This window comes from Brevibacterium sp. MGP-B1, from assembly GCF_057766545.1.
In genome coordinates, this window is record NZ_CM173407.1 from 1140416 (window position 1) to 1166444 (window position 26029).

Genomic DNA, 26029 nt, shown 5'->3' on the forward strand with positions numbered 1-26029 from the left:
TCGTCAGGCGGCGGAGGAGTCGACGGCGTCTCGGATGACTCCGTCGTAGATCGCTTCGAACGTGTCGAGAGTGTATTCGATATCGTGTTTGGCCACGACGTCGAGCGACGCCTTGGACATGGCATCGAGTTCATCATCGGGCATCCGGCAGATGCGGGTGAACCGGTCAGCCAGCGCATCTGTGTCGCGCGGCGGGAACAGATATCCGTTGACTTCGTTGCGGACGAGGTGAGGCAGAGCTACCGCATCGGCGAGGACCACGGGTTTGCGCGACGCCAGCGCCTCCAGCGTAGCGATGGACTGCAGCTCAGCGGTCGAGGGCATGCAGAAGAAGGTGCACCGCTGGTAGGCCTCCATGAGTGCCTTGTCACTGATCTTCCCGAGCACATGCACACGATCGGCGATGCCGAGTTCGACAGCCAGCTGCTTCAGCGGTTCCTCCTGGTCACCGCCGCCGACGATATCGGCTTCGAGCCCCAGCGCGGGATCGGTCTTCGCCACGGCCTCGACGATGTCGGCGGCGTGCTTCTCCGAGGAGAGTCGGCCGACGAAGAGAACTCGTGGGGGAACGGCCCGCGACGTTGCGCAGTCGAGTTCGCGCAGATGAGCAAAGCGTTCCAGGTCGATCCCGCAGGACACCGCCCTGATGGGCGAGGAGAACCCGTTCTCGGTGAGCAGATCGGCGGCCAGCTGCGTCGGAACCGTGATGAAATCGGCGGATTGGAACTTCCGGCGCAGATCCCACCAGGCGATGGCGGTGCCGCCGTCGAGAACGGCCTTCGGAGCTTTGAGATAGGGGCGGACATTGTCGGGCATGAAGTGGTTCGTGGCCACGACAGGGATTCCGCGCCTGATCGATTCGGAGAACGCATAGCGGCCGATGACGAAGTGCGCCTGAGTATGCACGACATCGGGGCGGACGCTGTCGAGAAGACGCGAGAGCTCGGGCTTCGTCTCCCACGGCATGCAGATCATCCACGTCGGGTGCAGGGGCCACCTGTGAGCGGTGAGTCGGTGAACGGTGACCCCGTTCTCGACACTGACCGAGGGTTTACCCGTGGCCGAGGGGCATGCGACGTGGACATCATTGCCACGTGCGGCGAGACCTTCGGCCAACCGTTCGGCGAATTTCGCGGCACCGTTGACTTCGGGGGCGTACGTCTCCGCCGGGATGAGGATGCGGCGTTTCGGGGTGGGACGGTGCGCAGACAGGATTCAGCTCTCCTCGGTGTCGGTCATGGTGTCGGAACGGCGGGCGTTCCTGCGCTGAGCTTCTCGATCTCTGACATCGGGATGATACCGCGACAATACAACGACGGCTGCGCAGGCGACCAATCCGGTGAGCGAGATGAGGATGATGAGCCAGACGGGGGAGTGAGCCGCCTCACCGAGGACGACGGTGCCGAGGATCACGGCACCGATCGGGTCGATGACTGTCAGGCCGGCGATGACCATTTCCGGCGGGCCCGCCGCATAGGAATTCTGGACGAACAGGGACCCCAGGGCCACTGCCGCCAGCAGCGCTGCGACATTGATCCAGGTGACCTGGTCGAGGCCGGCCTGGAGGAACTGGACGCTGACCAGGTGAGCGTTCGTCGCCACACAGGCGAACAGCAGGCCGGCGGCGATGATGAGCACGAGCTGAGGGGCGTGGCGGAAGGCCAGAACGATCACCAGGCCGATCACCACCGCGACGGCAGTGATCCAGAACAGCGGCATCGCATCGGCTCCGAGGTGGACCTCCGACTGTGCCGTGGTGGCGGAGAGCGCGACGAAGAGCGTCACCCCGGCGGTGCACCAGACGACTGACTGGACGAGTCGCCTGTTGACCTTGAGCCCGCGGTGGCGGACGCCGAGCAGCACCGAGACGATGAGCGAGAACGCTCCGATCGGCTGCACGACCATCACCGGTGCCAGTGCCAGGGCCACGAAATTGCCGGCCGTTCCCGCACCGAGGATGATCAGCCCGAGCAGCCACCGACGATTGCGCAGCAGTTCGGTGAAATGGGCCCAGCTGAGTCCGTTGTGGGAGTCATCCTGCCCGGCGACAGCATCGTGCTGATACAAGGCGCCATAGGCCAGTGCCACGGCCGCGAGGACGGCGAGGGCGATTGCCACTATGGTCACGATGAGTCTTCCGGTATCGACGGTGTGGATGTGGGGAGCGGATCGCTTCGAGTCTATCGCGCGAGGCGGCGGCGAAGATGGCCGCAGACTGTGTTTGTCCTGACTGTAAGGCAACCCTGCGGCGACAGGTGGGGAAACCCTCAGCGCTGTGGCCGAAGCACCCTCAGCGCTGTGAGCTAAAGCACTCGTCACGGTTTTGTTCGCCGGCCCGGGGGTTTGCTAAGCTGGAACACACGTCCGCAGGAAACTGCGGCATTCCTCCGTAGCTCAGTTGGCAGAGCATTCGACTGTTAATCGAAGGGTCGCTGGTTCGAGCCCAGCCGGGGGAGCAGCAAAGGCCCCGTCCGATCGGACGGGGCCTTCGTCGTAGATCGACACCACGCTCGGTGCCGTCGTCGCGGCTGGGGAATAGGCTCAGCACGCGGAGAGTTCATCTGGCATGAAGTCTTTCGGATTCCTGAGTTTCGGTCACTACGACAACGACGGCGACCTCGACGCCGGGCGGATGCTGCGCGATGCGGTGGAGATTTCTGTCGGTGCCGACGAACTCGGCGTCAACGGCGCCTACTTCCGAGTCCACCATTTCGCGACCCAGGCGGCCTCGCCCATCCCGCTGCTGGCGATGATCGCCGCGAAGACCAGCAACATCGAGGTCGGCACCGGGGTCATCGACATGAGATATGAGAACCCGCTCTACCTCGCCGAGGAGGCCGCCGCCCTCGATCTGCTCTCCGACCAGCGAGTCGCGCTGGGTATCAGTCGCGGATCCCCGGAGCCGGCCCTGCGCGGTTGGGAAGCCTTCGGCTACGAGGATCCCATCGAGCCGAAGGCCGCGAACATGGCCAGAGAGAAGTTCGATCGGTTCCTCCGCGCCATCCGCGGCGAGGAACTTGCCCCGGCCGATCCGCAGCAGTTCGGTCCGGGGAAGCGCCTGCGCATCGAACCTCATTCGCCCGGACTCGATCGACGCATCTGGTGGGGAGCCGGGTCCGCCTCCACCGCAGAATGGGCTGCACAGCAGGGCGTGAACCTGATGAGTTCGACTCTGCTCACCGAGGCGACAGGCGCCGCATTCGGAGACCTGCAGGCCGAACAGATCGCCAGGTACCGTCAGGCATGGAGCGCCGAGGGGCACGGATGGACTCCACGAGTGTCCGTCAGCCGCAGCATCTTCCCGATCACCACCGACCTCGACGACCTCTACTTCGGTCGGCGTGGGTCGGGCCAAGGGGATCAGATCGGCATCATCGACGACACGCGGTCGACGTTCGGCCGCACCTACGCGGGCGAACCGGACAAGCTGATCGACGAGCTCAAGGCCGACGCGGCGATCGCGGCAGCCGACACCCTCATGCTCACCATCCCCAGCCAGCTCGGAGTCGACTACAACCTGCACATCCTCGACTCCTTTGCGAAGCACGTCGCACCGGCACTGGGCTGGGTTTCTGCCGGACAGAGCTGAGACACGGGGCCGAACCGAACTGCATGAACGTAGGATGAGACGAGGCAGAGACGATGAATAGCTGAGGGGGCCGCTTGAGCGAGAGCACGAAGATGACGCAGACGCAGAAGCGCATCCTCCTCATCGGTCTCGTTCCCCTCTTCATGTCCCTGCTGTCGGTATCCAGCATCAACGTCGTCCTGCCCTCGATCGCTGCTGATATCGATGCCTCCACTTCGGCGCTGCAATGGGTGCTCACCGGTTATGCGCTGTCCTTCGGTGTGGTCCTCGTCGCCGCCGGACGTGCCGGAGACGTCTTCGGGCGCGGACAGCTCTTCGTCATCGGAGTCGGCCTCTTCGGGCTGTCCTCCCTGGTGGCCGGAATCGCCCCGGACCCGCTGACGCTCAACATCTCCCGAGTGACCATGGGGCTGGGCTCGGGATTCCTCAACCCGCAGGTCGTGGGCCTGCTGCAGCAGTACTTCCAGGGGCCGCCACGCGGTCGTGCATTCGGGCTGATGGGTACCACCGTCGGTTTGTCGGTGGCCATCGGCCCTGTGCTCGGCGGTGCCCTCATCGCACTGTTCGGCAGCGACCTCGGCTGGAGAGCGACCTTCCTGGTCAATGTGCCCTTCGCCATCGCCTCTCTCATCCTCGCCCGAGCCTGGCTGCCTGCCGGCGCATGGCGACCCGCCGCCGACCAGGATGCGAAGAACTCCGATGGCGGCAAGGATCTCGACCCCGTGGGGGTCATCCTCCTCGGCGTCGGCGTCCTCCTGATCCTCCTGCCCTTCGTCGAATCATCGCTGGGCTGGTTCATCTGGCTGTCCCTGCCGATCGGCATCGGCATGATCTGGTTGTGGGCCCGGTGGGAACGTCGGTACGCGCGTCTGGGCCGCCCCCCGATGGTCGATCTCGATCTCTTCCGCATCCGCAGCTTCAGCAACGGTTCGATCATCATCGCTCTCTACTTCCTCGGCGTCACCAGCGTCTGGGTCCTCGTCGCCATGTACATGCAGCAGGGGCTGGGACATACAGCCCTGGCCGCGGGAATGATCGGTCTGCCGGCCGCGCTGTGCTCGGCGGTCTCAGCCGACGTGTCCGGACGGTTCGTCTTCCAGATCGGGCGCCGCCTCGTCGTCTGGGGGATCGCGCTGTGCCTCGTCGGTCTGGTGGCCACGATCGCCGTCGTCGCGCTGCTGTCCCAGGGCATCGGCAGCGAGTGGTGGATGCTGCTGACCCTGGCGTTCATCGGCACCGCGCAGGGCATGGTCATCAGCCCCAACCAGACTCTCACCCTGCAGGAGGTCCCCCTGCGATACGCCGGATCCTCGGGAGGAGTTCTCCAGACCGGGCAGCGCATCGGCACTTCGATGGGGCTGGCGATCATGACCGCGCTGGCGTTCTCGATCACCGCGGTGAGCAATTGGCATTGGGGGATGATGGGGGCGTTCGTCGCCATCGCCGTCATCGTCATCCTCGCCGGAATCGTCGGTCTCATCGAGGTTCGCCGAGGCGGCCCCCGCCGGGCTTGAGTGCCGCTTGCGGCGCACCCGGCCGAGTCACGTAATCGTCAGCTGTCAGCGCAATAATGTTACGGATTTTAGACAATCCGCTGTGTCCGAATGTGGAAGACTGTGAACGCACATCAGCCCATGGAAGGAAACACAGTGGTCGAGGCCGTACCCGATGACGAGCTGGAGCTCGAGGAACTCGTGCGTTCGGGCGGGATAGAAACCTATTTCGCCCCCGTCGTCGACGCACTGACCTTCCATCGGGTCGGCCACCAGATTCTGCAGGCTCCCACGGGTTCCCCGGAGTTGGGTCGTGCCGAGTCGGAGAACCTGCGCCATGCAATGCGCGCCTCGACGATCACCGGTGATATCGACGCCTCTCTGCGTGACTCTGCGCTGCGCACGGCAGAAGGTGCCGGACTGCCGAAGTCGAACCGCCTGTTCCTCCACGCCGAAGCTGAGTCTTTTGCGACCCTCGAGGACCGCACCGGAGAACCCGACCGCTCGGTCATCCTCCAGCTCGACGCCACCCGGGTCGCCTCGTCCCCGGCCTCCGTGCTGCGCTCGGTGCGCTCCGCACGCGCCATGGGATGGGGAGTCGGCATGTCTTCGGTGGGTGCCGACCTGCGCAGCACCGCCTTCGTCCCGCTGGTCAACCCTTCGGTCGTCGGACTCCACCCGGACGTTCTCCGCATCGACTGCGACTCTCATCTGGCCGAACTCAACCGTCTTCTCCACGCCCATCTCGAACGCACCGGTGCGGTCATCCTCGCCGACGGTGTCGAGACCGAAGATGATCTGGACCGTGTGCGTGCGCTCGGGGCACGGTTCATGTCCGGGCCCTACTTCGGTGAGGCCACGAAGCAGCCGCAGGCATTCTCTGAGCCGAGCGAGGACGCCCTCGTCTCTCACTACTCTCGCAATCTGCCCGCGCTGGGCACCCCGTATTCGATCTCTCAGGGACTGCGGCGCGAGCCTCTGGTGATGAACCGCGAACTCCTCGTCGCTCAGATCGCTGCCCTGGAAGAACGTGCTCTGGCATCGGGTACTGCAACCATCACCCTCGGAGTGTTCGGGGAGGACGACGAGTTCTCTGAGGCGACGCGACTTCGCTATGAGAAGATCCGAGACACCGTGGGGCTCACTGCGATGTTCTCCGGCGGCTTCGACGGACCGCCGATTCCCGGTGTGCGCACCGGACTCGTCGACGCGTCTGACCCCATCCGCAACGAACACGGCGTCGTCGTGGTCGGGCCGGACTGGTCGGGCATGGTTGCGGCGTCGAAACGCAACGATCCGGGCAGCGACGGACAGACCGTCTTCGATGTCTACATCACGACCGACCGCTACACATGCGTCGACGCCGCACGCAGCGTTCTCACTCGCGTCGCACCTCTTACCGCAACGGCGAACCTGCGGGCCTGAGCGGTGCGCGTCCGGGTGTCTCGACTCCGCAGAACGCACGTTTGATCCGAATGGGGAAGCGGACTCCGATGGTGCTAATGTTGTCTCGGCTGGCCCCCGTAGCTCAGCTGGTTAGAGCAGGGAACTCATAATTCCTTGGCCGTCGGTTCAAGTCCGACCGGGGGCACCACGAAGCGCTCCGCTGATTCGGACGCGAACCCTCAGGCCCCGTCACTCAGCTTCTGCTGGCGGCTCAACTTTCTCATTCGAATTCGGTTTGAAGACAGTGCCGGACAGCGGAGCGTAGGCGATCCACTCTCCGCCCGGATTGTTCCTGAAGAGTTCGGCAGTCCTGCGGTCGTCTTCCTCGACCTCGTCGAACAGATGGGTGAAGGCTGATTCCGCCTTCGGGTTCCCGGCGGAATGCTCAGCCCGTATTCGCAAAGTCTCCGCGTCGTCCTCAGATGAAGAGATCTCGACGACGAACTGCGGGCCGACTTCGGCAGAGACGAGTCGCGCGAGACGCACGCCTTGCTCGGCGAAAGTGCGCGCAGCTGACTCCGGCACCCAATTGAAGTCGGAATCGAGCGAGTCGTAGTAGTACTGTTCCCATGCCTCCAGCTCCGTGACAAGCTCGCCGGACAGCCCTGTGTCCTCGTAGTCGATCGGCATGCTGATCCACAGCACCGTATCCGCATAGTCGGGGAACATGCGGATGGTCCGCAGCGGTCGTTCGTCGGTCATTTGCTCCTCGGTCATGGCGCCAGCCTAACGCCGGTCATACGCTCGGCATAGACACCCTACGCCACCAGCATCTTTGATGCTTGGCTGCACGCCGAACATCGACTATCATGTGGTCAGCACCTCCTTTCGGATCGTAGGGGAAGACGTATCCGAGGTAGGAGGCAGAAATGGATATGACTCAGGGCGTACTCTTCGTCCACTCAGCACCTCGTGCGCTGTGCCCTCACATCGAGTGGGCAGCGGGCGGGGCCATCGGCGCACAGGCACGCTTCGACTGGGCACCCCAGCCGGCAGCACCAGGTCTCGTGCGCGCAGAAGTCTGCTGGCGCGCGCCCGCAGGCTCCGGAGCTCGCATCGCATCCGCACTGCGCGGCTGGGACTCGCTCCGCTACGAAGTCACCGAGGAGCCCTCGGCCGGAGTCGACGGCGGTCGATGGAGCCACACACCGGATCTGGGCATCTACCACGCTGTCACCGACACGGCCGGCAATATCCTCGTCCCTGAAGACCGCATCCGCTCCGTGATGGAACGCGCTGCCGGGGACCCAGCGAAGTTCTCCTCGGAGATGGCGATCGCCCTCGGCGAAGCGTGGGACGAGGAGCTCGACGCGTTCCGCCACGCAGGTGAAGGCGCACCGGTGCGCTGGCTGACGAAGGTCGGCTGAGCCGCTCCCTTCACCGCCGAACTGCACACAGCTGCGAGAGTTCGGGCGTTCACAAATGCCGATGGGCACACTTTCCTGCCTCGAGTGTGCCCATTTCGCATGCTTTCGTGCCTGAGCGCTTATGCAGGAGGCTCTGCACAAGCCACCTTCCTGGGCGCCTGAAGCAGACTGCTGTGCGCAGACCACCTTCCCAGGCACAGATCGCGTTCCTCTGACCTAAAGAAAACGGCCCACTCTGAGTCAGATCGCACAGTTTTGAAACCGTGCTTTCCGACTCAGAGTGGGCCGTAGAGCTGGCTGAGTTCGCTCAGGACCTCAGACGGAGCGGAACGCGACGACGGCGTTGTGACCGCCGAAGCCGAACGAGTTCGTGATCGCCGCGATATCGCCGGCAGGCAGATCCGCAGGAGTGTCACGGACGATGTTGATCCCCTTGACCTTCGGGTCGATTTCGTCGATGTTGATGGTCGGGGGAGCGGTGCGAGTCTGCAGCGCCTTGACCGTGAGGATCGCCTCCACGGCACCGGTACCACCGAGGAGGTGTCCGGTCATCGATTTCGTGGCCGAGACCAGTGCATCGGAGACGTTGTCACCGAGGAGTTCGCTGATGGCCAGCGATTCGGGGATGTCTCCGACAGGAGTCGACGTGGCATGTGCGTTGACGTGCTTGATATCGGCGGTGGTCAGCTCGCCGGCGTCGAGTGCCTGCTGCATGGCGGCCAGCGCGTGCTTGCCCTCGGGCTCTCCGCCGGTGATGTGGTAGGCATCGTTCGAGATGCCCCAGCTGGCCACCTCGGCGTAGATCTTCGCTCCACGTGCCCTCGCATGCTCCTCGGTCTCGAGGATGAGCGTGCCCGCTCCTTCACCCATGACGAATCCGTCGCGGTCGACGTCGTAGGGACGCGAAGCGGTCTCGGGCGAATCGGTGCGACGCGACAGCGCCTGCATCGAGTTGAACGCGGCGAGAGTGATCGGGTGGATCGCTGCTTCCGAACCGCCGGCGATGATGATGTCGGCCTTGCCCGAAGCGAGAACGTCATAGGCGTGGCCGAGGCTCTCGGTCGACGAAGCGCAGGCGGAGACCAGGGTCTGCACGCCGGCACGTGCCTCGAATTCCATGCCGATGGCGGCTGCAGGTCCGTTGGGCATGAGCATGGGAACCGTCAGGGGCATGACCCGTCGCGGGCCTTCCTCCTGCAGGGTGTCCCAGGCGTCGAGCAGAGTCCAGACTCCGCCGATTCCGGTGGCCCAGGAGACGGCGGTGCGTTCCGGATCGGTCTCCTCGAGACCGGCGTCGGCCATGGCTTCACGGGCAGAGATGAGAGCGAACTGGCTCGAAGGATCGAGGCGTTTTGCCTGAACCCGTTTGAGATTGTCGGGCACGACCTGTGGGTCGACCTGCGCTGCGAAGTCCACGGCGAGGCCGTACTTCTCTGACCAATCGTTGTCCATCGTGTGGACGCCGGACTGACCGGCCAGAATGGCTTCCCAAGTGGCATCGACAGTCGCGCCCAAGGGGGTTACCGCACCGATTCCGGTGACGACAACTTTAGATGTCATGGTACAAACCTCGTCGATAGTATGGACACGGCCCGTCTGTGGACGGGCCGTGTTCGGCTGCTGTGTGTCAGGCTTCCTGAGCCTTGTTGATGTAGTCGACAGCGTCCTGAACGGTGACGAGATCCTTGACGTCGTCATCGGGGATCTTCACGCCGAACTTCTTCTCAGCGTTGACGACGATGGTCATCATCGAGATGGAGTCGATGTCGAGGTCATCGGTGAACGACTTGTCGGCTTCGACTGCTTCGACAGCCAGGCCGGTCTCTTCGTTGACGATCTCTGCCAGCCCAGCGAGGACTTCAGCTTCGGTGAATGCCATTTCTTTCCTACTTTCTGATTTCGGTCGAGGGTTTTTCGACCGTTTGAGGAACTTTTCGACGAGTGTCCCGCCGAATATCTTAGGACATTCACGGAGAGTTTTCCGTGAATGGGTGTGTCTCAGGGCAGACGCACGACCTGAGCACCGTAGACGAGGCCCGCACCGAAGCCCATCTGCAGGGCGAGACCGCCGCTGAGTTCGGGCTGTTCGCGCAGGAGCCGTTCGGTGGCCAGTGGGATCGACGCCGCCGAGGTGTTCCCGTTGTCGGCGATGTCACGTGCGATGACAACGGACTCGGGGAGCTTCAGCTGCTTGGCGAGCTCGTCGATGATGCGCATGTTCGCCTGGTGCGGGATGAATGCAGCGAGGTCCTCGGCCTCGATGCCGGATGCAGCGAGAGCCTCCTTTGCCACCTCGGCGCCGTCCCACACGGCCCAGCGGAAGACGGTCGGCCCGTCCTGACGCAGGGTCGGGAAGGCCAGTTCCCGGTCGTCGCGGATGTCGTAGAGGGAATCCGTCATCCGGATGGTCGACCAGTTTTCGCCCTTCGAGCCCCACACCGTCTTCGAGATGCCGGGTTCGTCGGAGGAGGACACGACGACCGCGCCGGCGCCATCACCGAGGATGAACGAGATCGAACGGTCCTCGGGGTCGATGACCTCGGAGAGCTTCTCGGCCCCGATGACGAGGACATTGTCGAGTGTGCCCGCACGCACCAGCGCATCGGCCTGCGAGATGCCGTAGCAGTAGCCGGCACACGCCGCGCTGATGTCCCATGCCGGGATCGGCCCGGTCCCCAGCCGTGCGGTCAGTGCCGCAGCCGCTGAGGGCGTGAAGTACTCGAACGTGACGGTCGAGATGATGATGCCGCCGATGTCCTCCGGCTTCAGCCCCGCCGAGGCGATCGCCTCGAGCGCGGCTTCCTCGGACATGTCGAGGACGCCGACGTCCTTGCTGGCCCGACGGCGGGTGATGATGCCCGTGCGCTGACGAATCCATTCGTCGGAGGAGTTGATGGGGCCGGCGATATCGTCATTGGTGACGAGGTTCTCCGCACGGTAGGCCCCGATTCCGGCAATGCGGGAGAAAGTGCCGAGTTCAGCAGTCTTGAGTGTAGGCATGGCGTCTTCTTTCGATTCTCAGGCGTGGGCTGCCGCGAACTCACGCGCGCCGTCGAGGTCGGCGGCCGATTTGATGGCGAATGTCTCGACGCCCTTCATGGCGCGTCGAGCGATTCCGGTCAGCGTTCCACCGGGGACGAGTTCGATCATTCCGGTGACACCGGAGTTCAGCAGCGCCTCCTGGCACAGATCCCAGCGCACCGGGTTCGTGACCTGCTTGACCAGGCGGTCGACATACGCGCGGCCGGCTTCGACCGCAGTGCCGTCGGAGTTGCTGAGAATCGACACGGAGGGATCGGAGACCTCCATCGCCGAGACGGCGGCAGCGAGATCAGCGGTGGCGGGAGCCATGAACTCGGTGTGGAAGGCGCCGGCCACTGCGAGCGGGATGACCCGAGCACGCTCCGGCGGGTTCTCGGCCAGCGTCTCGAGCGCCTCGAGAGAGCCGGCAGCGACGGTCTGGCCCCCACCGTTGACATTGGCGGGGCTGGCCCCGGCGGCCTCGATCGCGGCGAGAACATCCTCGGGCTGGCCGCCGACCACGGCGGACATGCCGGTCGGGGTGGCGGCGGCAGCGGCCGCCATTCCATCGGCACGGACCTTGACGAAGGCCATGGCGTCCGCCGGAGTGAAGATGCCTGCGATCTGTGCGGCTGCGATCTCTCCCACGGAGTGGCCGGCGACGACGGCAGGACTGACGCCGAGTTCGGCGGCGCAGGCGATGGCGGAGGCTACGAGCAGAGGCTGTGCCACCGCGGTGTCCTTGATCGTCTCGTCATCGGATTCGGTTCCGTGCAGACGCAGGTCGATTCCCGAGGCGGTCGAGAGTTCGTCGATCTGTGCCGAGAAGGTGTCGAGTTCGATGAACGAACTCAGGAAACCGGTCTTCTGGGCTCCCTGGCCCGGACAGGTGATTGCAAGCACTCAGTTCTCTTTTCGTTGGGTTCCGTTGATCAATCTAATGGACTCAGGACCGATCTCGGCGAGATTTGTCGTTGTTCGACAATACGCCGTCCTCGGACAGTCGCCCATACACCAAGGCGATGTGGATGACGAAGGCATCACGCGAGGTCGTCGGATCGAGCCCGATGGCGTCAGTGATCTTCCGCAGTCGGTAGCGCACGGTATTCGGGTGTACGGACAGCGCCTTGGCAGTGGCTTCGAGAGAGGACCCGAATTCGACATAGGCGCTCACGGTCTTCAGCAGCTGGCCCGTTCCTGAGGTCAACGGTTCATAATAGCGTTCGATGAGTTCGGTCAAGGCGATCCGGTCCCCGGACAGAGCGCGTTCGGGCAGAAGATCATCGGCTTTGACCGGGCGCGGGGAGTCGGGGCGGGCGGTCGCCGCCTTGAGTGCGCGGATCGCCGCCTTCGCCGAGGTGGCCGCTTCGGCAAGTCCCGGCACTGCCGGTCCGACGATGACTTCGGAAGGCCCGAAGCAGTCCGAGAGGTCCTCGACGGCATCGTCGAGTTCGGTGACTCCGCCGAGGACGATGAGCAGACGGTTGTCGTGGATGCCCACAAGCGCATCATCGGCCCAGCGGCTGGCCTTGCGGCGGATGCCGTCCAATCCCTTCTTCGCCGAGCGCTGCGGGGCGCGGCCGACGATGACGCACACGGGTCCTTCTGACTGCCAGCCGAAGGCAGCCGTGCGGCTGGCGAGCTCGTCGACGGAGTCTCCGCGGACGAGGGCGTCGACGACCATAGCCTCGAGTCGGGCGTCCCAGCTGCCTCGGGCCTCTGCGGCCCGGGCGTAGACATCGGCCGCGGCGAACGCGATCTCCCGGGAGTAGATGAGCACGGCCTCGCGCAGCGCCGGCTGCTCGACGGGGCGAGCGATGTCCGGAACGCGTTCCTCGACGACCTCGACGACGATCTTGAGCAGCTGCAGGGTCTGCTGCAGGCTGATGGCCCGGATGAGGTCACGTGGCGCGGTCTTGAAGATGTCGGAGACCACACGCAGATTCGTATCGGGCTTGCGGTACCAGTCGACGAACGAGGAGATGCCCGATTGGGCGAGCAGTCCCACCCAGGAGCGATCGGACGACGACATCGAGCGGTACCAGGGCAGCTGAGCCTCCAGCCGCTGCAGAGTCACCGATGACAGGACGCCGACTCCGGCACGCAGTCTGCGGGCGGTTTCGGCGCGACGGCGCAGGGTCTCGGCATCAGACATCATGAGCACGAGTTTAGATGAATGAGAACAACCCGGTTGTCAGCGACATACAAAGAGTCGGAAAACGTGACAAATATGGCCGGAGTCTTGGAGACTCCGGCCATATTCGCTCTCAGTGCTCGGGCGAGATCAGGCGCCTGCCCCCTCGGTGGAACCCGAGCTGCCGGCACGGACATCGTTGAGCTGGTACTTCTCAGCCGCCTCGGCGGCCTTGTCGATCGAGATCTTCCCGGTATCGGCCAGCGAGATGAGCGCCTGCGTGACCACGGACGGACCATCGACGAGGTAATAGCGACGTGCCGCAGGACGGGTGTCCGAGATTCCGTATCCGTCGGTTCCCAGCGAGGTGAAGTGGCTGGGCACGTACTGACGGATCTGATCCGGCACTGCACGCATATAATCCGAGGTCGCAATGACCGGGCCCTCGGTCTCGGCCATCTTCTCGGTGACATACGGAGTCCGCGGTTCGGATTCGGGGTTCTTCAGACGCTCGTTCTCAGCGTCGAGTCCGTCACGGCGCAGCTCGGTCCACGACGTCACCGACCACACATCGGCCGATACGCCCCAGTCCTGATCAAGCAGCTCCTGAGCCTCGAGCACCCACGGCACACCGACGCCGGAGGCCATCAGTTGAACCTTCGGCCCGCCGTTGTCGGGTCCCTTCTTCAGGAGGTAGAGACCCTTGAGCACGCCTTCGACGTCGAGATCCTCCGGTTCGGGCGGCTGAACCATGGGCTCGTTGTACATCGTGATGTAGTAGAGCACGTCGGGATCTCGCTCATCGGCGGGATCGTACATCCGGTGGATGCCGTCCTTGACGATATGCGCGATCTCATAGCTGTAGGCCGGGTCATAGGAGACCACGGACGGATAGGTCGACGCCAGCACGTGCGAATGTCCGTCGCCGTGCTGGAGGCCCTCGGCCACCAGAGTGGTGCGTCCCGCGGTGGCGCCGAGGACGAAACCGCGAGCCATCTGGTCACCGGCGGCCCAGAAGAAGTCACCGGTGCGTTGGAAGCCGAACATCGAGTAGAAGATGTAGAACGGGATCATCGGCTCACCGTGGGTGGCATACGAGGTGCCGACCGCGGTCAGCGCCGCGGTCGCGCCGGCCTCGTTGATGCCGACGTGGAGCAGCTGACCGTCCGTGGCCTCCTTGTAGGCGAGGAACAGGTCGCGGTCGACGGAGATGTAGTTCTGCCCGTGCGGGTTGTAGATCTTCGCCGTCGGGAAGAACGAGTCCATGCCGAAGGTGCGAGCCTCATCGGGGATGATCGGCACGATCCGGTGGCCGAACTCCTTCTCCCGCATGAGGTCTTTGAGCACGCGCACGAAGCCCATCGTGGTGGCGATCTCCTGCTTGCCTGATCCACGACGACCGGCCTGGTAGGCCTTGTCCGAGGGCATCTTGAGATCGATATGGGTCGACCGACGCTCGGGGGAGTAGCCGCCGAGCTCCGCGCGACGCTCCTGCATGTACCTGATCTCGGGTGCGTCGACGCCCGGGTGGTAGTACGGAGGCAGCTTCGGGTTGTCCTCGAGCTCCTTGTCCGAGATCGGGATCTGGAAGTGATCGCGAGCGAGCTTGAGATCGTCGACCGTGAGCTTCTTCATCTGGTGCGTGGCGTTGCGCGCCTCGAAGTGCGGTCCGAGCGAGTAGCCCTTGACCGTCTTGACGAGGATGACGGTGGGCTGTCCGGTGTGCTCCATCGCGGCCTTGTAGGCGGCGAAGACCTTTCGGTAGTCATGCCCGCCGCGCTTGAGGTTCCAGATCTGCTCGTCGCTGTAGTCCTCGACCATCGCCTTCGTCCGCGGGTCGCGGCCGAAGAAGTTGTCGCGCACGAAGCCGCCGGACTCACCCTTGTAGGTCTGGTAGTCGCCGTCGGGGGTTGCATTCATGAGGTTGACGAGCGCGCCGTCGCGGTCCTTGGCCAGCAGTGCGTCCCATTCGCGTCCCCAGACGACCTTGATGACGTTCCAGCCGGCACCGCGGAAGTACGACTCGAGTTCCTGCATGATCTTGCCGTTGCCGCGGACGGGTCCGTCGAGACGCTGCAGGTTGCAGTTGATGACGAAGTTGAGGTTGTCGAGCTCTTCGAAGGCAGCGACGTGGAGCATGCCGCGGCTCTCCGGCTCGTCGAGCTCGCCGTCACCGAGGAAGGCCCAGGTCTGCTGCTGTGAGGTGTCCTTGACCCCACGATTGTGCAGGTACTTGTCGAACTGTGCCTGCGCGATCGCGTTCATCGGTCCCAGCCCCATCGACACCGTCGGATGCTCCCAGAAGTCGGGCAGCTGGTGCGGGTGGGGGTAGGACGGCAGTCCCTGCGGCTTGCCGTCGATGAAGTGCGACTGCTGCTGGCGGAAGCCGTCGAGCTGTTCGGCGCTCATCCGGCCCTCGAGGTAGGCACGGGCATACATGCCGGGGGAGGCGTGGCCCTGGTAGAAGATGTGGTCGCCGCCGCCTGGATGGTCCTTGCCGCGGAAGAAGTGGTTGAGGCCGACCTCGTAGAGTGTCGCCGAGGAGGCGTAGGTGGAGATGTGACCGCCGACCTCGACGCCGGGACGCTGGGCCCGGTGGACGAGCATGGCGGCATTCCAGCGGTTCCAGCGACGGTAGCGGCGTTCGACCTCTTCATCTCCGGGGAACCAGGGTTCGTTCTCCGGACCGATGGTGTTGACGTAGTCGGTGGCAGTGAGGCTGGGCACGCCGATCTGCTTCTGGCGAGAGCGCTCGAGCATGCGCAGCATGACATAGCGTGCTCGAGTCCGACCGCCCTCGTCGATGAGGCCATCGAGGGAGGCCAGCCATTCAGCGGTCTCCTCCGGGTCGATGTCGGGCACCTGGCTGGGCAGCCCGTTGAGGATGGGTCCGCCCTGATTCCGATTGTCCACGATGTGGTCCTCTCTTCAGCTCCACGATCTTCTTTGGTGTAGAGATCATGACCATCGGATGGTGTGTGCTCCGCAGGTTGTCTGAGCCCAGAGGCCACCCGATCTACCTGTCAGCCTAGTACTCCCAGCCGAACTTCGCGCTCCCGCGAAGTTGTGATCTCTCTGACGCATCTGAATGTTGTGATGACGGGCTCACGGTCCGGTGTGATGATTGAGTGCCGTTTGAGTGCGCTTGCCGCGCGCGGGCGCGCCGATATTTGCACCTTGGCCACTGTTGGCGGAAGAATACAGGCATGAGCAACTCCGCTTCTGAAAGGACATCCTCCACTTCGACCCTCGCAAACGAGCTGGGACACAACCTCGGCTTGAAAAAGGGCGACTATGTGCAAGAGGTCGGCTATGACGACGACGTCGATCAAGCACTCTGCGAGGCGATCGAGAACATCATCGGCGACAAGATCGCCGATGGCGAAGAGGATGACGTCTACGACGTGATCCTCATGTGGTGGCGGTCGGACGACGATGACCTCGTCGACGGTCTCGTCGACGCCCAGACCACACTGAAGGAGGGCGGAGTCGTGTGGCTGCTCAGCCCGAAGGCGAACCGTCCGGGACACATCAGCCCCGCCGACATCTCAGAAGCGGCGCCCACCGCCGGAATGCACGTGACCTCCACGGTCAGCGCCGCCGACGATTGGGCCGGATTCCGGCTCGTGGGCAAGAAGAACTATTCATGATCTTGCGGCCCGGTGATCGGGCCCCGGATCTCACCCTTCCCGATCACCTCGGATCGGTCATCACCCTCACCGAGGCGGCCCCACTGACCGCTCGTGTGCTCGCCTTCGTTCCGTTCGCCTTCTCTCCGATCTGCGGAGACGAACTCGCCGCTCTCGATAAGTGGCAGGAACGGATGCGAAAGGGATCCCATGCCGTCGATGTCGTGGTCGTCTCAGCCGACTCCAAGTACACCTTGGCGGCGTGGGCCCAGCAGTCGGGTACCGACGTCACTCTCGCATCGGATTTCTGGCCCCATGGTGAGGCGGCTCGCGCGTTCGGCGTCTTCGATGAGGTCCACGGAGTCGCCGAACGAGGAGTCTTCGTCATCTCACCTGCGGGTACGATCGTGAGTGGCAGGCAGGTCGCCCGCACCGAGACTCGGGACTTCTCCGATGAGTTCGCCGCGGCGCTTTCCAGCCTCTGAGAATCGAGCCCCCGCCGAAGAACCGATCGACGGCACCTTCGGCGCCTGTTGAGGAGGACACCTTATGGCCACGCTGTTCACGAAGATCATCAACGGAGAGATCCCCGGCACCTTCGTCCATCAGGATGACAGGTGCGTCGCATTCCTCGATGTCGCTCCGATGACGGAGGGCCATGTCATGGTCGTCCCGCGCGACGAGATCTCCCACTGGATCGACGCCGACGCAGATCTGCTCTCCCACCTCACCGCTGTGGCGAAGAGGATCGGCGAAGCACAGAAGGCGGCCTTCGACTGCGAGCGGATCGGACTCCTCATCGTCGGCTACGAAGTGCCCCACCTGCACATCCACGTCCTGCCGACGAACTCCATGGATGACTTCGACATCTCCGACCGCGCTCCGATGCAGACACCGGAGCAGCTGGAGGCGCCCGCCGAGAAGATCCGGCAGGCGCTCTCCGAACTGTCCTGATCGGCTGCTGGCCGCCTCAGACCATGTCAGAGGCGGTGGGTCTCGAGGTAACGGTCGAGTGAGTCCCTGACGAGTTCGGCGCCGGCGGTTCCACCGTAGTTCGCGCCGAACCGCGGGTCGTCGATATACATCTGCCCGAGACCGCGGACGTATCCGGCTAGGTCGCCGTCGGGATCAGCTGCGGGCGTGCCCGGAACTGCTCGCAGCCATTCGATATGGCGTCGGGCGAGGTCCTGGCAACGCTCCGATTCGGGCCGTGCCCCCGCCTCGGCGGCGGCGATCCAATCCTCGGAGAGAGCGGACACGAGGGCCTTCCAGTCGCGTTTCTCGGCCGGTGACCGGCTGGACCACCATTCGTCGCCTATTCGGTAGGCATCGGCGCCCCAGCGTCTGGTCACTTCCTCTTCGTATTCGCGATGGTCGAAACCATCGAACATCTCTTCGGCCATGAGCGGCTCACCTGCTTTCAGTCGTGTGATGGTGACGGTGACGGCGGCGAGCTGTCGGTCGAGCCGGTCTCTCTCGTGTCCGAGCGAGACCAGATGCTGCGACAGCGCTTCGACCGGATCGTCTTTTTGATCGAGCACCTCCGCGATCGTCGTCAATGTCAGACCGAGCTCCTTGAGCAGCAGGATGCGCTGGAGGCGCACCAGAGCCGCTTCGTTGTAGCAGCGGTAGCCATTGGCTGCGATCGAGGTCGGCGGCAGCAGACCGATGGCGTCATAATGACGCAGGGTTCGGCTCGTCGTGCCCGTCAGCCGTGCGATTTCCTGAATGGACCAGTCCATGCCTGACAGCTTAGAAGTTGACGCAGCGTCAAGGTCAAGAGCCGGATGAGAAGCTCGACGTGTGAGCTCAGTCAGGCCGCTTCGCGGATGGCGTCCAGCGCCGTGAAAAGGTCGCGTGCGAGGTCGTCGACATGTTCGAGCCCGACCGACAGGCGAACGAGGCTGTCTCCAGGTTTCGCCGTCGCGGCTACGGGCCGGTGTGTGAGTGAGGCCGGGTGCTGGATGAGTGTATCGGCGCCGCCGAGCGAGACCGCGTGCACGATGAGGTCGCAGTGTTCGACGAAGGTGCGGGCCGCTTCGAATCCACCGGCGAGTTCGATGGCGATCATCGCTCCTCCGCCGTGCATCTGCGAACCGACCAAGCCTCGCGGATCGGACCCGGCGAGCCCGGGGTAGTGGACCTGGGCGACCTCGGGGTGCGTCTGCAGACGGCGCGCGAGCTCACCTGCGGTGTCCTGAGCTGCGCGCATCCGCACGGCCAGCGTCCGCAGGCCGCGATGGAGGAGATAGGCGCCCATCGGGTGCAGAAGGGCTCCGGTGATGGCGCGGACCCGGCGCAGACGCATGGTCCATTCGGTGTTCGTCGCGATGATTCCGCCCATCGCGTCGCCGTGACCGCCGAGGTATTTCGTGGCGCTGTGGAGGACGAGGGCGGCCCCGTGATCGATCGGTCGTTGGAGCACAGGGGTGCAGAAGGTGTTGTCGACCAGTACCGGCACGTCTCCCGCTGCGGCGACGACCGAGCCGATGTCGACGAGGTCGAGACTGGGGTTCGCCGGTGTCTCGACGATGACGAGCCCCGTGTCGTCGCGAATCGTCTCGGCGATCTGGTCCTCTTCCGCCCAGGTCACCGACGTGCCGAGGAGTCCCGACTCGAGCAGGTGGTCGCTGCCCCCATAGAGGGGACGGACGGCGACGATATGGGGCGTTCCGGCCTCGACTGCGGCGAGAAGTGTTGCAGTCATGGCAGCCATTCCCGTGGCGAAGGCGACAGCAGATTCGGCGTCCTCCAATTCGGCGAGCGCGGATTCGAATCGCGCCACACCGGGCTGCCACAGACGTTGGTAGACGGGGGAGTCCCCTTCTTTCAGGGGATGTCCGCCGGCGAGGCTCTCATAGGAATCTCCTCCCGTGCGGACGTCGTTGACCGGGTTGGTGGTGGAGAGATCGATGGCGGGGACGTGGACGCCTGCGGCCGCGAGACCGTCCATTCCGCCGTGAACCATACGGGTCTCAGGGTGCATAGAAGTCATACGCGCATTCAATACACTTCTCCCGGTGTGTGCAATGAATGTGCAATCTCCTGCAAATATTCGGCCGTTTCCGGGATAGCCTGCGATCAGTTATGGGAGACTGTGACTCATGTCGCAGAACGTCTCACTCGATGACACCGATCTTCGCCTTCTCCAGGAACTCAACGCCGATGCCCGGGCCTCGGGTGCGGTCTTGGCTGCGGCCGTCGGGATCTCCGAATCGACGGTCTCCCTGCGCCTCAAGAGACTGAAGTCGCTCGGCGTCATCCGCGGCTTCCATATCGACGTCGATCCGACTGCGCTCGGGGTCGGTCTGCAGGCTCTTGTATCGATTCGGCTGGCCAAACACGATCGGGCCGAGATCGACGCGTTCACGGCGGCTGCGCCGAAGTTCCCTGGGGTGGTGCGGATGTACCACATGGCCGGAGCCGATGATTACCTGTTGCATATCGTCGCCACTGACACCGCTGCGGTACAGTCTTTCGTCCTCGACTACCTCACCCGATATCCCGCAGTCGCACATACGCGCACCAACCTCATCTATCGGGTCGAAGACGGTTCTGCCTGGATCCCTTCGGAGGCCTGAACTGCCATACTGGCTTCATGGCAGAGAACAAGACCCAGCCGACCGATGCCGATGTCGCCGTTTACCTCGATTCGGTGACTCCCGAGAAGCGTCGCGAGGATGGAATCGCTCTTGACGCGATCTTCCGAGACGTCACCGGTGAGGAACCCGTGATGTGGGGACCCTCGATCGTCGGCTACGGCCGGTACCACTATCGGTCGCCAGTGAACCCGCGCAACCACGGTGAGTGGCCGGCCACGGGATTCTCCCCGCGCAGGAGCCAGCTCTCTCTGTACGGACTCAAGGACCTTCCGGAAGGAGCGAGGCTGCTCCCGCAGCTCGGAAAGTACACCGAGGGGGCCGGGTGCGTCTATGTGCGCCGTCTGGAGAACATCGACGAGGCTGTGCTGCGCCGACTCATCGCAATCGCCGCTGCCCGTCCCGACGATCCCGCACCGGGCAGCTGATCTGGCCGATGACAGATCCTGTCCGATGGATCGCAGAATGACCTCGGTGGCCGAGGACGTCGCAGTGTTCAGCTGCGGGCCGTGATGCTCAGCCCCTGTTTGCGCTGATGGACCGAGAAGTACTTCAGTCCCGCCTCGGCGTCGGCCAGGAATCGACGGCGGGAGCGACGGGGCAGCCACACGATCCGACCGGGGGACAGATCGATCGTTCCGGTTTCAGTCTCAAGGGTGCCGGCTCCGGCGAGAACGTGGATGAGCACATCGAGAGATGGACCGGTATGTTCGCAGATCTCGCCGCCGGCGGCCAGCGCAATGACATTCGCATCGAGGTCACGGTGCTGCGTCGGCAGCTGCCAGACGGACCCGGAATCATCGACAGTCTCACTGAGCTCGGCGACGTCGAGGACGACGCGAGGTGCAGGGGTGGCGGCCCGACGGATGATGCGCACCCGGGCCTCACTCTCTGTGCTCTCCAGCGGCTCCCACCCGACCGCCTCGGCGAACTCGCGGACCATCTCCACTCGCAGGCCCTCGGGCACGTGATCGTTGATGAGTATCAGGCCGGTGCCTACTTCAAGTTCCTCATACGCTCTGATGATGAGCGGATGCCGCTCCGGTTTCGGTACGCTCCGGACGTCGATGATGGGTTCTTCTGCCACAGCAATGCCTCTCACTTGCTTAGCTGATTCCTCTTCGAAGCTATCACCACAGATTGAAAACGCGGCTACGCTGAGGCAAGAAGCATGCCTCAGGGCTGCCGACATCTCAGGAGGAGTTCACGATGATCGATCAGGTGTCCGCTCAGAACCTGGAGACCCTCAGCGCAGAGCTGCTGGAGAAGGCACGAGGAGCGCACAGCGGAAGGGCCGCCAAGGGCGTCTTCGCCGGAACCTATCTCCGGCAGGCCATGCTCACACTCCGAGCGGGTGCAGAACTCGCGGAACATGAATCCCCTCCGGAGGCGACGCTGCACGTCGTGAAAGGCCAAGTGCGGATGATGACTGCCGACGAATCATGGGAACTGGGTGCGGGAGAACTCATTGCCATTCCCCCGCAGAAGCACTCGGTGGAGGCGCTGACCGATGCGGCGTTTCTGCTCACGATCCGCACGGAGGTCGACAGGGACTGATCGACCCCGGTGCCGCCTCGGCGAGATTCGGGGCGGCGGGCTCAGCCTATCGGGGCTCGGACCTGCCAACTGGACGCGAGATTTGGGGAGACACATGGAAAAGGCACCCCGTGAGCACGGGATGCCTTGACGGTGGGCCCAGAGGGACTCGAACCCCCGACCCTCTCGGTGTAAACGAGATGCTCTAGCCAACTGAGCTATAGGCCCCACCTGCACCGTCGATGTCCCCGACAGCGCTTGATCAGTATGCCACATCCGAGGGCGACCGTCGAAACGGGATCGCCGGCGGTCGCGGGGCCGGTCAATGCGTCGGTTCGGGCCGTCATCGGGAGGATCGGAGCAGGCGTGCCGCATTGGCGGCGAAATTCTCAGCTGCCTCTGCGGTGTCGACGTCGAAGATCCTGCGATTCTGCTCCACGGCCACGGCACCGAGTGTGAGCGTGAGGATTCCGTGCGAGAGTTCGGCGCCCAGGCGATCGGCTCCCAGAGCCTGAGGCGCAACGTCAGTCGGAGCGATCGAATAGCCCAGCAGCACGATCTCTGCTCCATCACGGTATTTGAGCAGTACTTCGCGCAGAGACATGGCCGCGGCGAGCGGGTCGGCAGTGGCTGGGCAGAGGGCATCGACTTCGGCTTTGAGCGAACGTGAAATGAGGATGAGCAGTGACTGCTTGTCCTTGACATGCCAGTACAGCGCGGAGGGCTGAACGTCGAGTTCACGGGCGAGCCGGCGCATGGACAGATCGCCCAGACCGTACTGCGAAAGGATGCTCAACGCAGTGGTGGTGATGCTTTCGGCTGTCAGTGCCAATGAGACATACCTTTCATTCTCGAGCAGAGGTCCTTTCCGATTTTTCAGATCGCGTTCCCATCGCTATAGTAGTTCCTGGTCACGGGATATAGCGCAGCTTGGTAGCGCGCCTCGTTCGGGACGAGGAGGTCGTGGGTTCGAATCCCGCTATCCCGACCAAGGGACAGTGCCGCAGCATCGCTCAGGCGAGGCTGCGGCACTTCTGCATTCCCGGACCGTTGCGCGCCGGCCGGAAACCACTCTGGGTCCAAACCATCAAGACGCGAGCAGATGCCTGGGACGAGAAGCAGCGCACGGCCGCGCCGAAAGTGGTGCGGTGCGTTCTCGCCGTGGTGCAGGCCCAATCGAGTTCTGACCAGATGATCGAGTTTGAACCCGATGACTGGTCCAAAACCCGATGACTGGTCCAGAACTCGATGCTGAAATGCACAAAGGCGATGGGGCGCACTGCTCGAAAAGGCAGCGCGCCCCATCGCCTCACGCCTCAACTGGTGCTCAGGCGGGTGAGCCCGGCTCTTGGGAGGAACCGTCCGTCGCGTCGGAAGCGAACGGGTGTGTCGCCCGGCCCCGACGAGGAGTCTGCGGCGCATCGGTTCGGTGGGCCGCCTCGGCGAAGTTCTCTGTCACGAGGTCGGGGTCGGTGCCCCGCCACCGGGCGATGGCCTTCATCACCTGATAGATGATGATCGCCGAGGCGGTGCCCAGGGCGATGCCTTCGAACTGCAGTCCGCCGGGGGTCCAGGTGAAGTTCGCGATGGCGACGATGAGTGAGACCGCGGCGGTGTTGAGATTGATCGGGTTGGAGAAGTCGACCTTGTTCTCCACCCAGATGCGCACGCCGAGCATGCCGATCATTCCGTAGAGCACTGTCGCCGCCCCGCCGAGGACTCCGGGAGGGATCGTCGCAATGATCTCGCCGAACTTCGGCAGCATGCTGAGGATGAGGGCGATGATCGCCGCACACAGGTACGCGGCGGTGGAGAAGATGCGCGTGGCTGCCATGACGCCGATGTTCTCGGCATAGGTCGTCGTTCCCGAACCGCCGCCGGATCCGGCGAGGATGGTGGAGAATCCGTCGGCGAAGAGCGTCCGGCCCGTCAGACGATCGAGGTCGCGGCCGGTCATTGCGGCGACCGATTTCACATGGCCGATGTTCTCGGCGATGAGGACGAGGACGACGGGCAGGAACAGGCCGAGGTAGCCGAGATCGAACGCCGGTGCATGGAACGCGGGCAGTCCCACCCAGTCGGCTTTCGAGACGGTGGAGAAGTCGAGCTCACCCTGCAGCCATGCCGCACCATAGCCGACGAGGACGCCGATGAGGATCGAGAGCCGACCGAGCATCCCGCGGAAGAGCACCGTGGTCAGCAGGATCGCGACGATCGTGATTACGGCGGTCAGGGGAGCGGCCTTGACCCAATCCCAGGCGGCCGGAGCCAGATTGAGGCCGATGAGGGCCACAATCGCCCCGGTGACCACCGGCGGCATCGTCACTTCGATCCATCGGACGCCGACGAAATGAACAACGAGCCCGACGAGCGCCAAGGTGACTCCCACCGAGATGATTCCTCCCTGGGCCAACGCCATGGCATGCGGCTCGAGTTCCTCTCCAGCCGTCGCCGAGAACCCCGTGACCGCCCCGATCGGAGCGAGCAGTCCGAATGACGAACCGAGGTAGGAAGGCATCATGCCCTTCGTGATGAGCAGGAACAGCAGCGTGCCGATGGCGGTGAAGAACAGCGTCGTCGACGGTGGGAACCCGGTGAGGAGGGGGACGAGGAACGTCGCGCCGAACATCGCCACAACGTGCTGTGCGCCGATGCTGATGGTTCGCGGCCAGCTCAGACGCTCTTCCGGCAGAACCCTCTCACCGGGAGCGATCGTCCGCCCGTTTCCGTGCAGACGCCAGCCGCGGTGATTGCCTGTTCTCTCGTGGGTGTCCGTGGATGCCGAATCCGCCATTGTGTTCCTCGTTCCGTTCTTCCCTGTACTGGGTCGTTGGCCGGCGGTCGGGCAGCGCTCAGGGCCGGCGAAAGAATTCTATGCTCCAGCTCACCGGCACGCCGACTCGACGGCTGACGAACTGGTATCGACTGCGTGGGAACCCGGCCTGGCACAGCGACCCGGGGCATCGGTCTGATAGCGTATTGAACAGTGTTCAGGAGATTTGACCTGGACCGACTCTGACCTTGTTCAACCGCACGGAGACAAAGGACCAATCGATGACGACTGTGAACCCTGACCAGCACGTGAACCCTGACCAACTCGCCGAGTCCATCCTCAACGGGGCAGCGGCCACTGAAGCCGACGCGCTCGCGCTCCTGGCTACGCCGGATGCGGAGCTGTTCGGTCTCGTCCATGCCGGATCGCGACTCCGTCGAGAGCACTTCGGCATGACGATCAAGTTGAACTATCTCGTCAACCTCAAATCGGGAATGTGCCCGGAAAGCTGCACCTACTGCTCACAGTCGCTGGGGTCGAAGGCCGAGATCCTCAAGTACTCGTGGCTGAGCACCGACGAGGCCATGGATCAGGCGAGCATGGGCATCGGCGGCGGAGCGTCCCGCGTCTGCCTCGTCGCGAGCGGTCGTGGACCGAGCCGTCGCGACGTCGGCCGCGTCGGTGAGATCGTCGAACGCCTCAAAGACGAGAATCCCGAAGTCGAAGTGTGTGCGTGTCTGGGCATCCTCAAGGAAGGCCAGGCCGAAACGCTCAGGGACGCCGGTGCCGATGCCTACAACCACAACATCAACACCGCGGAGTCCTTTCACGACAATATCGTCAAGACCCACACCTACGAGGACCGGACGAACACTGTCGAACTCGCCAAAGAGGCCGGACTCTCTCCCTGCAGCGGCCTCATCGTCGGGCTCGGCGAAAGCGACGAGCAGATCGTCGAGGCGCTGTTCGCGCTCAAGGCCCTCGGCTCCGAGTCGATCCCGATCAACTTCCTCGTCCCGTTCGACGGCACCCCGCTCGAAGGACAGTGGAACCTCACACCCATGCAGTGCTTGAAGATCGTCGCGACGGCCCGCTTCGTCTGCCCCGACAGTGAGATCCGTCTGGCAGGAGGGCGCGAGATCCACCTCAAATCCCTCCAGCCGATGGCGCTGCAGCTGGCCAACTCGATCTTCCTCGGCGACTATCTCACCGCAGAGGGCCAAGCCGCCGCCGACGACCTCGCCATGATCCGCGACAACGGATTCACCATCCTCGGCCAGGAGACCGGGGAGGTCCGGACGGACGAATCCGTTGGGTGCTGCGGTGCGGAAGCCGGCCGCTGTTCCGACCGGCAGACCCCCGCCGAGGCGGTCGCCCACACCGATCCCGTCATCCGCCGACGCGGCGCAGGCACCGCTGAAATCGCCAACGCCTGAGAGGAC

At 64.0% G+C, this 26029-nt stretch carries 26 protein-coding genes and 4 tRNA genes; 15 read left to right on the plus strand and 15 right to left on the minus strand.

The window, feature by feature from the left end:
• Positions 1 to 3: 3 nt before the first annotated feature.
• Positions 4 to 1215, minus strand: coding sequence for a glycosyltransferase (locus tag AC3CD9_RS05285; RefSeq protein ID WP_488367503.1), 1212 nt, complete (start codon positions 1213 to 1215; stop codon positions 4 to 6).
• Positions 1216 to 2127 carry a DMT family transporter gene (locus AC3CD9_RS05290; RefSeq protein WP_488366659.1) on the minus strand — a complete coding sequence of 304 codons (912 nt, stop codon included), beginning with the start codon at positions 2125 to 2127 and terminating at the stop codon, positions 1216 to 1218.
• Positions 2128 to 2383: 256 nt separating this feature from the next.
• On the opposite strand from AC3CD9_RS05290, the gene AC3CD9_RS05295 reads away from it, so the two are divergent.
• From AC3CD9_RS05295 to AC3CD9_RS05315, 5 genes are all read left to right on the plus strand, one after another.
• Positions 2384 to 2456 (plus strand) — tRNA-Asn (locus AC3CD9_RS05295).
• A gap of 110 nt (positions 2457 to 2566) precedes the next feature.
• The gene (locus AC3CD9_RS05300; RefSeq protein ID WP_488366660.1) at positions 2567 to 3589 is read left to right on the plus strand and encodes an LLM class flavin-dependent oxidoreductase; all 1023 of its coding nucleotides are present in this window, start codon (positions 2567 to 2569) and stop codon (positions 3587 to 3589) included.
• A gap of 74 nt (positions 3590 to 3663) precedes the next feature.
• Positions 3664 to 5103 (plus strand): MFS transporter, encoded by a 1440-nt coding sequence (locus tag AC3CD9_RS05305; protein WP_488366662.1) that lies wholly within the window; start codon positions 3664 to 3666, stop codon positions 5101 to 5103.
• 120 nt (positions 5104 to 5223) lie between these two features.
• Complete coding sequence (locus tag AC3CD9_RS05310; RefSeq protein ID WP_488366663.1) at positions 5224 to 6507, plus strand: EAL domain-containing protein; 1284 nt, start codon at positions 5224 to 5226, stop codon at positions 6505 to 6507.
• Between the two features lie 92 nt (positions 6508 to 6599).
• A tRNA-Ile gene (locus tag AC3CD9_RS05315) sits at positions 6600 to 6676 on the plus strand.
• A gap of 41 nt (positions 6677 to 6717) precedes the next feature.
• On the opposite strand, the gene AC3CD9_RS05320 is transcribed toward AC3CD9_RS05315, so the two are convergent.
• Positions 6718 to 7245 (minus strand): hypothetical protein, encoded by a 528-nt coding sequence (locus AC3CD9_RS05320; protein WP_488366664.1) that lies wholly within the window; start codon positions 7243 to 7245, stop codon positions 6718 to 6720.
• 158 nt (positions 7246 to 7403) lie between these two features.
• Between AC3CD9_RS05320 and AC3CD9_RS05325 the strand changes: the two genes are divergently transcribed.
• Entirely contained in the window at positions 7404 to 7895 is a 492-nt protein-coding gene (locus AC3CD9_RS05325; RefSeq protein ID WP_488367505.1) for a DUF3145 domain-containing protein, read from the plus strand.
• Between the two features lie 315 nt (positions 7896 to 8210).
• Here the strand turns inward: AC3CD9_RS05325 and AC3CD9_RS05330 are convergent, their stop codons facing one another.
• The 6 genes from AC3CD9_RS05330 to aceE all read right to left on the minus strand — a co-directional run bounded on the left by AC3CD9_RS05330 (position 8211) and on the right by aceE (position 15963).
• Positions 8211 to 9455 (minus strand): beta-ketoacyl-[acyl-carrier-protein] synthase family protein, encoded by a 1245-nt coding sequence (locus AC3CD9_RS05330; protein ID WP_488366665.1) that lies wholly within the window; start codon positions 9453 to 9455, stop codon positions 8211 to 8213.
• Positions 9456 to 9522: 67 nt separating this feature from the next.
• A complete protein-coding gene (locus AC3CD9_RS05335; protein WP_025776743.1) occupies positions 9523 to 9774 on the minus strand; it encodes an acyl carrier protein in 252 nt (83 codons plus the stop codon).
• A gap of 119 nt (positions 9775 to 9893) precedes the next feature.
• Entirely contained in the window at positions 9894 to 10895 is a 1002-nt protein-coding gene (locus AC3CD9_RS05340) for a beta-ketoacyl-ACP synthase III (RefSeq protein ID WP_488366666.1), read from the minus strand.
• Between the two features lie 18 nt (positions 10896 to 10913).
• The gene (locus tag AC3CD9_RS05345) at positions 10914 to 11819 is read right to left on the minus strand and encodes an ACP S-malonyltransferase (RefSeq protein WP_488366667.1); all 906 of its coding nucleotides are present in this window, start codon (positions 11817 to 11819) and stop codon (positions 10914 to 10916) included.
• 43 nt (positions 11820 to 11862) lie between these two features.
• The gene (locus AC3CD9_RS05350; protein WP_488366668.1) at positions 11863 to 13074 is read right to left on the minus strand and encodes a PucR family transcriptional regulator; all 1212 of its coding nucleotides are present in this window, start codon (positions 13072 to 13074) and stop codon (positions 11863 to 11865) included.
• A gap of 126 nt (positions 13075 to 13200) precedes the next feature.
• Positions 13201 to 15963 (minus strand): pyruvate dehydrogenase (acetyl-transferring), homodimeric type, encoded by a 2763-nt coding sequence (aceE, locus tag AC3CD9_RS05355; protein ID WP_488366669.1) that lies wholly within the window; start codon positions 15961 to 15963, stop codon positions 13201 to 13203.
• Positions 15964 to 16256: 293 nt separating this feature from the next.
• Between aceE and AC3CD9_RS05360 the strand changes: the two genes are divergently transcribed.
• The 3 genes from AC3CD9_RS05360 (at position 16257) to AC3CD9_RS05370 (ending at position 17633) form a co-directional block, all read left to right on the plus strand.
• Positions 16257 to 16700: a DUF3052 domain-containing protein gene (locus AC3CD9_RS05360; RefSeq protein WP_139467151.1), complete on the plus strand. Its 444-nt coding sequence runs from the start codon at positions 16257 to 16259 to the stop codon at positions 16698 to 16700.
• Positions 16697 to 17164 (plus strand): redoxin domain-containing protein, encoded by a 468-nt coding sequence (locus tag AC3CD9_RS05365; protein ID WP_488366670.1) that lies wholly within the window; start codon positions 16697 to 16699, stop codon positions 17162 to 17164. The genes AC3CD9_RS05360 and AC3CD9_RS05365 overlap by 4 nt, the downstream gene beginning before the upstream one ends.
• Positions 17165 to 17228: 64 nt before the next feature.
• Positions 17229 to 17633, plus strand: coding sequence for an HIT family protein (locus tag AC3CD9_RS05370; protein WP_488366671.1), 405 nt, complete (start codon positions 17229 to 17231; stop codon positions 17631 to 17633).
• Positions 17634 to 17659: 26 nt separating this feature from the next.
• Here the strand turns inward: AC3CD9_RS05370 and AC3CD9_RS05375 are convergent, their stop codons facing one another.
• A complete protein-coding gene (locus AC3CD9_RS05375; protein WP_488366672.1) occupies positions 17660 to 18421 on the minus strand; it encodes a MerR family transcriptional regulator in 762 nt (253 codons plus the stop codon).
• A gap of 71 nt (positions 18422 to 18492) precedes the next feature.
• Positions 18493 to 19674 carry a trans-sulfuration enzyme family protein gene (locus tag AC3CD9_RS05380; protein ID WP_488366673.1) on the minus strand — a complete coding sequence of 394 codons (1182 nt, stop codon included), beginning with the start codon at positions 19672 to 19674 and terminating at the stop codon, positions 18493 to 18495.
• A gap of 109 nt (positions 19675 to 19783) precedes the next feature.
• On the opposite strand from AC3CD9_RS05380, the gene AC3CD9_RS05385 reads away from it, so the two are divergent.
• Together AC3CD9_RS05385 and AC3CD9_RS05390 are read left to right on the plus strand one after the other, a co-directional pair.
• A complete protein-coding gene (locus AC3CD9_RS05385) occupies positions 19784 to 20260 on the plus strand; it encodes an Lrp/AsnC family transcriptional regulator (RefSeq protein ID WP_101546684.1) in 477 nt (158 codons plus the stop codon).
• Positions 20261 to 20277: 17 nt separating this feature from the next.
• Positions 20278 to 20706 carry a DUF1801 domain-containing protein gene (locus AC3CD9_RS05390; protein WP_488366674.1) on the plus strand — a complete coding sequence of 143 codons (429 nt, stop codon included), beginning with the start codon at positions 20278 to 20280 and terminating at the stop codon, positions 20704 to 20706.
• Positions 20707 to 20774: 68 nt separating this feature from the next.
• On the opposite strand, the gene AC3CD9_RS05395 is transcribed toward AC3CD9_RS05390, so the two are convergent.
• Complete coding sequence (locus tag AC3CD9_RS05395; protein WP_488366675.1) at positions 20775 to 21365, minus strand: DUF2249 domain-containing protein; 591 nt, start codon at positions 21363 to 21365, stop codon at positions 20775 to 20777.
• Positions 21366 to 21487: 122 nt separating this feature from the next.
• Here AC3CD9_RS05395 and AC3CD9_RS05400 point away from each other — a divergent pair, with 122 nt between their 5' ends.
• Positions 21488 to 21835, plus strand: a complete 348-nt coding sequence (locus AC3CD9_RS05400) for a cupin domain-containing protein (protein ID WP_488366676.1) — start codon at positions 21488 to 21490, stop codon at positions 21833 to 21835.
• Positions 21836 to 21968: 133 nt separating this feature from the next.
• On the opposite strand, the gene AC3CD9_RS05405 is transcribed toward AC3CD9_RS05400, so the two are convergent.
• Positions 21969 to 22042: transfer RNA gene (locus AC3CD9_RS05405), tRNA-Val, on the minus strand.
• Between the two features lie 115 nt (positions 22043 to 22157).
• Positions 22158 to 22646 (minus strand): TetR family transcriptional regulator, encoded by a 489-nt coding sequence (locus tag AC3CD9_RS05410; protein WP_488366677.1) that lies wholly within the window; start codon positions 22644 to 22646, stop codon positions 22158 to 22160.
• A gap of 82 nt (positions 22647 to 22728) precedes the next feature.
• Between AC3CD9_RS05410 and AC3CD9_RS05415 the strand changes: the two genes are divergently transcribed.
• Positions 22729 to 22805 (plus strand) — tRNA-Pro (locus tag AC3CD9_RS05415).
• Complete coding sequence (locus tag AC3CD9_RS05420) at positions 22778 to 23047, plus strand: hypothetical protein (RefSeq protein ID WP_488366678.1); 270 nt, start codon at positions 22778 to 22780, stop codon at positions 23045 to 23047. Before AC3CD9_RS05415 ends, AC3CD9_RS05420 begins: the two co-directional genes overlap by 28 nt.
• A 94-nt stretch (positions 23048 to 23141) precedes the next feature.
• On the opposite strand, the gene AC3CD9_RS05425 is transcribed toward AC3CD9_RS05420, so the two are convergent.
• Positions 23142 to 24608, minus strand: a complete 1467-nt coding sequence (locus tag AC3CD9_RS05425) for a uracil-xanthine permease family protein (RefSeq protein WP_488366679.1) — start codon at positions 24606 to 24608, stop codon at positions 23142 to 23144.
• A 260-nt stretch (positions 24609 to 24868) separates the two neighbouring features.
• On the opposite strand from AC3CD9_RS05425, the gene bioB reads away from it, so the two are divergent.
• Positions 24869 to 26023 (plus strand): biotin synthase BioB, encoded by a 1155-nt coding sequence (gene bioB, locus AC3CD9_RS05430; RefSeq protein ID WP_488366680.1) that lies wholly within the window; start codon positions 24869 to 24871, stop codon positions 26021 to 26023.
• The last annotated feature ends 6 nt before the right edge of the window (positions 26024 to 26029 follow it).